Source organism: Azospirillum formosense, assembly GCF_013340925.1.
In the GTDB taxonomy this organism is placed as follows: domain Bacteria; phylum Pseudomonadota; class Alphaproteobacteria; order Azospirillales; family Azospirillaceae; genus Azospirillum; species Azospirillum formosense.
Genome location: NZ_WHOR01000041.1, coordinates 21,538 through 29,606, shown reverse-complemented (window position 1 = coordinate 29,606; position 8,069 = coordinate 21,538). Strand labels below are relative to the sequence as shown.

Sequence of the window (8,069 nt, the reverse complement as noted above, 5' to 3'; positions counted from 1 at the left end):
ACGCGGCGGGGGGCGGCACGACGGCGCTCGCCAGCCTGACCACCGACGCCGACGGCACCACCAGCCTCAAGTCGGTGACGACCAGCGGCGCCCAGACCTACAACGACGCGGTGACCCTGGACGGCGCTTATCAGGCCGGCACGGTCTTCACGGCGGCGACGGCGGCGACCCTGGGCGGCGACAGCCGGATCAGCGGCGACGGCGGGATCGTCTTCGCCTCCACCCTCGACGGCGGGCGGGCGCTGACGCTGGCCAGCGGCAGCGGCGACATCCTGCTCGGCGGCGCGGTCGGCGGCACCAGCCGTCTGGGGGCGCTGACGATCAACGGCGGCGGCACCACCACCATCGCCGACGCGGTGAAGGCGGCCTCGCTGGCCACCGACGCCACCGGGATCACCATCCTGAACGGCGGAAGCGTCGACACCACCGGGGCGCAGAGCTACGCCGACGCGGTGACCCTGGGGGCCGACACGACCCTCACCGGCGCCCAGGTGTCGCTGTCCGGCAGCATCGACGCGGCGGCGGCGGGCCGTCAGGGCCTGACCATCGCCGGCAACGCGGCCTTCGCCGGCACCCTCGGCACCCGGCAGGCTCTGGCCGCGCTGACGGTCGGCGGCGAGACGCTGCTGAACGGCGCCACGGCGGTCACCAGCGGGGCGCAGACCTACGGCGGCGCGGTCCGTCTGGACGGCACCCCGTCGGCCCTGGCCGGCGCCGGAGTCACCTTCGCCGGGACGCTGGACGGCGGGCAGGCCCTGACCGTCACCAGCGGCACCGCCGACGCCGTCTTCGCCGGCACGATCGGCGGGACGGAGCGGCTGGGTGACCTGACGGTGAACAGCGCCGGCCAGACCCGCTTCGCCCAGTCGGTCCGCGCGGCTTCGGTCGTCACCGACGCGGCGGGCACGCTGGCCCTGAACGGCGGCTCCGTCGACACCACCGGGACCCAGACCTATGGGGAGCGGGCGGTGCTGGGGACCGACACCCTCCTGACCGGCCGCACCGTCGTGCTGGCCGGCGGGCTGGACGCCGCCACCCGCGGCGGGCAGGGGCTGACCATCGCCGGTGACGCGGTTATCAACGGCCCCGTCGGTGGCACGCAGGCGCTGCGCCGCCTGTCGGTGACCGGCACCGCCGCGCTGAACGGCGGCGCGGTGACCACCGTGGCGGAGCAGAGCTTCGGCGGCGCGGTGACGCTGGGGGCCGACACCGTCCTGACGGGCGGGACCGTCTCCCTGTTGAACGGCGGCAACGCCGCCAACGCCGGGGTGCAGGGGCTGACGGTCGACGGCGACGCCGTCCTGGCCGGGGTCTTCGGCGAAACCGGCGCCCTGCGGCAGATCGCCGTCAGCGGCGGCACCCGCCTGGACGGTGCGACCGTCACCACCATCGGGGCGCAGCGCTTCGGTGGCGCCCTGACGGTGGCCGGCGCCAGCGCTCTGACCAGCACCGGCGGCGAGCTGGTGTTCGGCGGGACCGTCGACAGCGCCAACCGCTCCGCGCTGGCGCTGAACGGCGCGTCCATCCGGGCTTCGGGCGACATCGGCGCGTCGGGTCTGATGGGTGACGTCACGGTCCGCACCTCGGGCGGCGTCTTCTACGACGGCGCGGTGACCGTGCGCTCGCTGACCCAGACGACGGGCGGCGAGAGCCGCTTCGCCAAGGCGCTGACCGCGACCGGAACGGACGGCCTCCGCCTGACCGGCGCCGGCTTCACCTTCGGCGCGGCGGTGAACAGCGCGGGCTCGCTGGACGTCGTAACGACGGACGGGGCCGGCATGGTGACCTTCGGGCGTGATGCCACGGTTGTCACGGAGGGGGCCTTTACCCAATCCGGTGGATCGGGCATTGTTCTGCCGGCCAGCATTACGGCCAAGACCGGCCCGATCACGCTGGGTGCCGTGGCGTCCCTGCCGGACGGCCAGGCGTCCATCGCGGCGGGCGGCCCCATCACCATGGCGGGGCTCCAGGGCAAGGCCACCATGCTGACCATGGCGTCCGACGGCGGGGCGCTGATCATCGGACAGGAGACCGGGACTGCCTTGCAGAAGATCGACGTGCTGAGCCTGACCGTTCCCAAGGCCGGTTCCGCCCGGATGTTCGGCACCGTGGCCGGCAAGACGGACGCGTTGGCCGCCAGCGCGATCGACAGCCCGCTGCGGGCCGCCCCGTACTTCATCAACAACACCCCCTGGGGTCCGACGCAGCAGGTCAGCCGGGTCGCCGCCACCGTGGTGGTGGTCGTCCCGGTTCCCAGCACCCCCGGCGTCACCAGCCTGTTCACCGGCACGGTGACCCGAGCCGGCCTCACGCCGAACGCTCTGGCCGCCTACGCCGCGCCGCAGGTTCTCTCCCTTGCCGGCACGACCCCGTCGCTGACCGGTGTGGGGGCGCAGCCGGAGGTTCTGTCCACGGGCGCCGGAACCACCCCGTCCACCAGCCGCGCCGGCGCGCAGCCGGAGGTCCTGACCACCGGTCCCGCGCCGTCCGCCACCGGCAACCAGCAGACGGAGAAGGAGGAGGCGCGCTGAGGCGCGCCTGTTCCCCCGGCAGACCTTTACCCTTTGGATAGCGAACGATGACCGAACCGACCCTGCCCCTGTTCTACAAGAACCCCCGCCCGCTGGTGGCCGCCCGCGACGCCGACCTGTCGCTGCGCACCGAGCCGAACTTCGCCTTTGCGGCCACCACCAACTCGGTGCCGTTGATGGCGGCGGAATTCGCCGCGGCCTGCAAGCAGTTCCCGATCCTGTTCTCGGAAGGCCCGGTGGTCCAGCCGGTGGCGCTGCTCGGCCTGCGTTCGGGCGAGAACCTGTTCGTCGACGGGAACGGCGCGTGGGAGGAGGGGGCCTACATTCCCGCCTATGTCCGCCGCTACCCGTTCATCTTCCTGGAGAGCGAGGACAAGTCCCAGCTCACCCTGTGCATCGACGAGGCGGCGGACTCCGTCGTTCCGGGCCGGGACAATCCCTTCTTCGTGGATGGACAGCCCTCCGCCCTGACGAACAACGCCCTGGAGTTCGTCAAGGAAGTCCAGGCGCAGAGCGCCTTCACCACGCAGTTCGTCGAGGCGGTGACCGCCGCCGGCCTGATGTCGGAGAAGCGTGCCGACATCACCCTGAACAACGGCGAGCGGCTGAGCCTCGCCGGCTTCAACGTGATCGACGAGGCCGCCTTCAACCAGCTTCCCGCCGAGACGCTGGTGGAGTGGCGTGACCGCGGCTGGCTGGGGCTGGTCTACGCCCACCTGATCTCGGTCAGCAGCTGGTCGGGTCTGGTCGACCGCCTCGCCCGCCAGGGCTGATCCGGTCCGGCCTGCCGGAAACGGAAAGGGCGGCGCCACGACGGCGCCGCCCTTTTCCTTTGCGGACCGGGGAGGGCCAGCGATCAGAAGCCCTTTTCGATCTTGAAGACGTCCGGCTCGTTCGGCTTCTCGATGTAGGAGAGCTGCATCGACGGCGGCAGGGCGGGGGTGTCGTCCGAGGGCTTCGGCGGGACCGCGAGAGTCAGCAGGCTCATGCGACCCTGGCTGTCGGTGCCGCGGAAGACCACCACCTGCGATCCGTCGCCGACCGGCGCGTTGAGCAGCATCCCCTCCTGCCGGTAACCCTGTCCCACGAAATAGTTGCGCAGCGCGTTGGCCGCACCGACCAGGGCGTTGGGTTCGACCTTCGGGTTCACGGCGCCGCCCCACAGGATGTTCACCTGGAACAGCTTCTGCGTCGAATGGCCAAGGATGTAGGCGACGACCGCCGGACCGGCGCCGGTCTGAAGGTCGTCGACCTTCACGATCAGGCTGGTGGTCCGCTCCGTCGCGTTGGCTTCGCGACGGATGTCCTTGGCCTCGATCTTGAAGTCCTTGGCGATGGCCTTCGCGACCTCGTCACCGGTCATGCCGAAGCGCGCGGACCGGAACCCGGTGACCTTGGCGGCGGGGGCCGCCTCGGACGCGGCGTTGGGCGCGGTGGCCGGGGCGGCTTGGGCGGCGGGAGCGGGGTTGCGATCGGTGGTTGCGGCCTGGGCGGCGCCCGCCAGGGTTCCGGCCAGGGCAAGGGCGGCAAGGGACAGCCCCAGGGCCGGTCGGTGAAACGGCATAATGGAAACTCCACAGGACATCGAAGCCATTCGGTCGGCGGATCAAGGCAAAAGCAGCCGTTCGCCCCTTTTTCGGACGAGGCGACCAGCCAAAGGCGGTTGCTTCGAACGATAGTTTAGCAAAATCCAACCCGGTTCCGGGGGTGAATTATGGCCGAACGGTCATGTCCTTTTTCCGACGCGGAAGGCGCCGGCGAAGTTCTGCACTTTGTCCGACGATACCGAGAGAAGCGCCTTTGTGATCGCCGCAGGACGCCGCGCCTGGGCGACGGCGATCTCCGCCGCCAAGCGCTCCAGAGTCGGGGTCGCGCTGCGGTAGCGAATGCGATGGTCCCCGTCCGTTTCGATCAACCCAGCCTGTTGAAGATTCGCCAAGACTTCCTGGAGGATGAGCGTGCTGCTGCGCGATTCGCGAATGAGTTCGTCCGAATTCCATGCCTGACCCGGATCACGCCGTAAAATCAGCAGAATCTCCAGAGTCCACACCGTCTTGATCGAATGCTGAAGAAAGATCAGGGCATCGTCCGAAAGCACGCCGCCAGTCCATTGTCTGTTCCAGTTTCCTGCGGGTCCCGGTCAGCCGGGAAGGCTCGACGATTTGAGCCGTACGTCGGGGCGGAGTGTGCACAGGATGTCCCCCGCCGTCCAGCCCCAGGCCCCTCTTTGCGGGGGCGCATCCGGCCCGATTCCAGACATCTTTTTGGGTAGCGGAGCACTCACTGGGCTGATTCACGGGCTTGGCCCGCCCCGAACAGGCTATATGGGGTAACCCATTGGGAAAATCGCCTTACGGCGCGCTTCGGGCATGCCGAAGCGTCGCAATCGTGACAACTTATGCCTCAATTCCGATCGGCTATGGCCTGTGCATGACTGGTTTCGACACCCGCCCCGTCTTCTTCATCATCGGCGCGCTTCTCAGCGTCCTGGCCGTCGCGATGCTGCTTCCGATGACCGTCGATCTGGCGGCCGGCAATCCGGACTGGATGGTCTTCGCCATTGCCTGCGCCCTGACGCTGTTCTTCGGCGTCCAGTTCATGCTGGCCAACCGCATGGACCGGATCGCGCTGAACGTTCGCCAAGCTTTTTTGCTGACCGCCCTGTCCTGGGTCGTCATCTGCGCCTTCGCCGCCGTGCCCTTCATGGTGTCGCAGATCGACCTGACGGCGGCCGACGCCTATTTCGAGGCGATGTCGTCGCTGACCGCCACCGGGGCCACGGTGATCTCCGGGCTGGACGGGCTGGCGCCGGGGCTGCTGCTGTGGCGGTCGCTGCTGCAATGGCTGGGCGGCATCGGCATCATCAGCATGGCCATCGCCATCCTGCCCTTCCTCAAGGTGGGCGGCATGCAGCTCTTCCGCTCGGAATCCTCCGACCGGTCGGACAAGGTGACGCCGCGGGCCAGCGACCTCGCCATCGCGGTGGGCTGGATCTACCTGTGCCTGACGGCGATTTGCACGGTGATGCTCTCCTATGCGGGGATGTCCTGGTTCGACGCCGTCAACCACGCGATGACCGCCGTGTCCACCGGCGGCTTCTCCACCCGCGACGCGTCCATCGCCAGTTGGAACAGCCCGGCCGTCGAGTGGGTCCTGGTGGTCTTCATGGTGCTGGGCGGCATGCCCTTCGTCCGCTTCATCAGTCTTGCCCAGGGGCGGGCGGCCAGCTTCTGGGCGGACACGCAGATCCGCTGGTACCTCTGCTTCCTCGCGGCGGTCTCCTTCGGCATGTCGATCTGGCTTACTCTGACGCGGGACGTGCCGTGGGACGACGCCATCCGCGTGACCACCTTCAACGTCGTCTCGGTGGTCACCACCACCGGCTACGCCTCCATCGACTATGAGCGGTGGGGGCCGTTGGCGTCGGTGGTCTTCTTCATCCTGACCTTCGTCGGCGGCTGCACCGGATCGACCTCCGGCGGGCTGAAGATCTTCCGATTCGAGATTCTGTTCATCGTGCTGCGCGCGCTGCAGCGCCGCCTCTACAGCCCCAACCTGGTGATCCCGCTCAACTACAACGGCAAGCCGGTGAGCGCCGATGTGATGATCTCGGTGATGGGCTTCGGCTTCGTCTACCTGATGTCGGTGTTCGTGCTGGCCTTCGTCCTGGCCTTCCTGGGGGTGGACGTGGTGTCCGCGCTGTCGGGGGCGGCGACCGCGGTCAGCAACGTCGGCCCCGGCCTCGGCCCCACCATCGGGCCCTCCGGAAATTTTGCCACGCTGCCGGACGGGGCCAAATGGGCGCTGGCCGCCGGCATGCTGCTGGGGCGGCTGGAGTTCTTCACCATCCTGGTCGTGCTCAGTCCGTCCTTCTGGCGGCGGTGAGGGGGCCGGTGGGATTCTCCTCCCGGTCCTGCGGGTCGCGGCTGGCCGCCGACACCAGATGCACGAGCGCGGCGCCGAGCGCGATCACCCCGACCGCCACCGACGCCCGCAGGAAGCGGGAGGCGTCGCCGTGCAGGGTGAAATGCCACCACAGCTCGTCGCTGAAGGCGATGTGCTTGTAGGAGAACAGGCCCAGCCAGAAGGCGCTGGCCAGCGCCACACCGGTCGCGATGAACCAGCTCGGCGTCAGGGGATTGCGCAGGATGTTGCCGCGGCGGTGGAACTCCTTGCGGGCCGGCAGCAGGGCCAGGAAGATCAGTCCCGGCACGATGGCTTCCGGCCAGTCGCCGCCCTTCAGCAGGGCCGACGCGCAGGCGGTCGCCAGCAGCACCAGCGACAGCACCCAGGCGGCGTGCAGCCGCCGCTGCACCGCGTGGGCCAGCAGGATCAGCAGCACCCCGGCGACACTGCCGGTGAAATGCGACATCTCCACCAGCGGCAGCGCCGTGGCGTCGAAGGGGGCGGGCAGCGTTTCCTCCGGCGTGGCGCGGGAAAGCAGCAGGAAGGCCCCGGTGATGAAGATGCAGGCGGCCAGCACCAGCGGCACCGCCGGGCTGACGGCGGCGGAGATGCCCCGCGACAGGCCGCCGATGCGGCGCCGGGCCTGGAAGGCCTCGACCCCGCCGAACATCAGCCCGGCGATCACCAGCGGCGCCAGATAATAGATCAGCCGAAAGACCAGAAGCCCCGCCATCACGTCGTTGCCGGGCATGGCCGGGGTCAGGCTGACCAGGACGATGGCGTCGAACACCCCCAGCCCCCCCGGCACATGGCTGATGATGCCGGCGACCAGCGCCAGCCCGAAGGCCACCAGAACGTCGGCGTAGCTCACCGCGTCGCTCGGCGGCAGGCAGAGATAGAGGACCAGCGCGGCCAGCGACAGGTCGCACAGCCCAAGCAGGAGTTGCCGAACCGCGATGGACGGGCGGGGGAAGGCGATGGCGTGGCCGAACACCCGCAGTGGCCGGCGCAGCCAGAAGCCGCCCACCGCGTAGGCCACCAGGACCGCCAGCGCCGCCAGCCCCAGAAGCATGGCGCTCCCCGGCGGGACATGGAGAGCCTTCAGCGCCGTGGGGTCGATCAGCATGACCACCGGCATCACCGTGGCCAGCCCGAGCATGAAGGTGGTGACGACGAACAGCGTCACCTGCGCCACCTCCACCCCGGCCAGCCCATGCGGGGCGTAGAGGCGGTAGCGCACCGTCGCCCCGATGATGCTGGCGAAGCCCAGGCTGTGGCTGAAGGCGTAGCTGGTGAAGGCGGTGAAAGCCACCCAGCGGTAGGGCAGGGGGCGCCGCAGGTGGCGCAGGGCCAGCAGGTCGTAGAGCGTCAGCAGCCAGTAGCTGGCCGCCGCCGCCGCCGAGGCGGCAAGAAGCTGCACGCCGGTGATGCGGTCCAGCGCCTGCCGGATGTCGGCGACGCTGTACTGCTCCAGCCAACGGCTCAGGATGACCAGCGCCCCGGCCAGAAGGGCCAGGATCAGCACCCCCGTGCCGTAGCGCAGGAGCCGCTGGGTCCAGGTCGGGGGGCTTTCGGTGTGGGCCATGGCTGACAGGATCGCTCCGGGCGCCTAGAATGACGGGGCTTCGGACA

At 69.6% G+C, this 8,069-nt stretch carries 6 protein-coding genes; 3 read left to right on the top strand and 3 right to left on the bottom strand.

Features of this window, described 5'->3' with window-relative positions:
• The coding region (locus GBZ26_RS30175) for a beta strand repeat-containing protein (RefSeq protein WP_425599349.1) at window positions 1-2,531 on the top strand (2,531 nt) is incomplete at its 5' end.
• A 47-nt stretch (window positions 2,532-2,578) separates the two neighbouring features.
• A complete protein-coding gene (locus GBZ26_RS08190; RefSeq protein WP_174438415.1) occupies window positions 2,579-3,304 on the top strand; it encodes a SapC family protein in 726 nt (241 codons plus the stop codon).
• 83 nt (window positions 3,305-3,387) lie between these two features.
• On the opposite strand, the gene GBZ26_RS08185 is transcribed toward GBZ26_RS08190, so the two are convergent.
• Both GBZ26_RS08185 and GBZ26_RS08180 read right to left on the bottom strand, forming a co-directional pair.
• Window positions 3,388-4,095: a hypothetical protein gene (locus tag GBZ26_RS08185; RefSeq protein WP_174438414.1), complete on the bottom strand. Its 708-nt coding sequence runs from the start codon at window positions 4,093-4,095 to the stop codon at window positions 3,388-3,390.
• A gap of 162 nt (window positions 4,096-4,257) precedes the next feature.
• A complete protein-coding gene (locus GBZ26_RS08180; protein WP_035679854.1) occupies window positions 4,258-4,629 on the bottom strand; it encodes a hypothetical protein in 372 nt (123 codons plus the stop codon).
• 332 nt (window positions 4,630-4,961) lie between these two features.
• Here GBZ26_RS08180 and GBZ26_RS08175 point away from each other — a divergent pair, with 332 nt between their 5' ends.
• The gene (locus tag GBZ26_RS08175) at window positions 4,962-6,416 is read left to right on the top strand and encodes a TrkH family potassium uptake protein (RefSeq protein ID WP_174438413.1); all 1,455 of its coding nucleotides are present in this window, start codon (window positions 4,962-4,964) and stop codon (window positions 6,414-6,416) included.
• On the opposite strand, the gene GBZ26_RS08170 is transcribed toward GBZ26_RS08175, so the two are convergent.
• Complete coding sequence (locus GBZ26_RS08170) at window positions 6,391-8,022, bottom strand: lysylphosphatidylglycerol synthase domain-containing protein (RefSeq protein ID WP_174438412.1); 1,632 nt, start codon at window positions 8,020-8,022, stop codon at window positions 6,391-6,393. The genes GBZ26_RS08175 and GBZ26_RS08170 overlap by 26 nt on opposite strands.
• Window positions 8,023-8,069: the final 47 nt, after the last annotated feature.